The 513-nt window shown below is 37.2% G+C and carries 1 protein-coding gene; it reads left to right on the top strand.

What is annotated here, in order from left to right:
• Window positions 1–513: MBL fold metallo-hydrolase (locus K1I97_RS10160; RefSeq protein WP_223351624.1), on the top strand; the 513-nt coding region annotated here is incomplete at both ends.

The raw sequence follows: 513 nt of genomic DNA, 5'->3' as shown, positions 1-513 counted from the left end.
CCGTCAAAATTCATAAGGAAGAAGATGCAAAACAACAACTTAAAAAAAGAGGAATATCTCCTGATGATGTCACTATTATTTTATCTCATTTGCATATTGACCATACTGGAGGTGTCTGTGACTTTCCAAATGCTCCGGTCTATATTTCAAAAGAAGAGTGGGAACTTGGACAGGAAACGGATCTGCAGCTACTCAAAAAAGGCTATCTCAAACCCTTGTTCTCTATGTTGAAGCAGGAACAAATGAAGATTGTTGATTTTGACCAAGGAAAAGCTTATGGGCCTTTTAGTAAAAGTATTGATATTTTCCAAGACGGGAGTTTGGTACTAGTTCCTTTATTTGGACATTCAGTAGGACAGATGGGGCTTATTTTGAATTGCTCTGAGAGCGAACGTTACTTCCTATGTGTGGACGCGGTTTATTGCAGAGGCAATTATGAAGAGATAGCCTACAGTTCTATTCTTACAAATGTTGCACATGCAAATGTAAAGCAATATCATGATTTATATAATC

Source organism: Streptococcus oralis, assembly GCF_019929345.1.
Classification (GTDB): domain Bacteria; phylum Bacillota; class Bacilli; order Lactobacillales; family Streptococcaceae; genus Streptococcus.
Note: the sequence above shows the minus strand (reverse complement) of the source record. Positions and strands in the feature narration are given on the sequence as shown.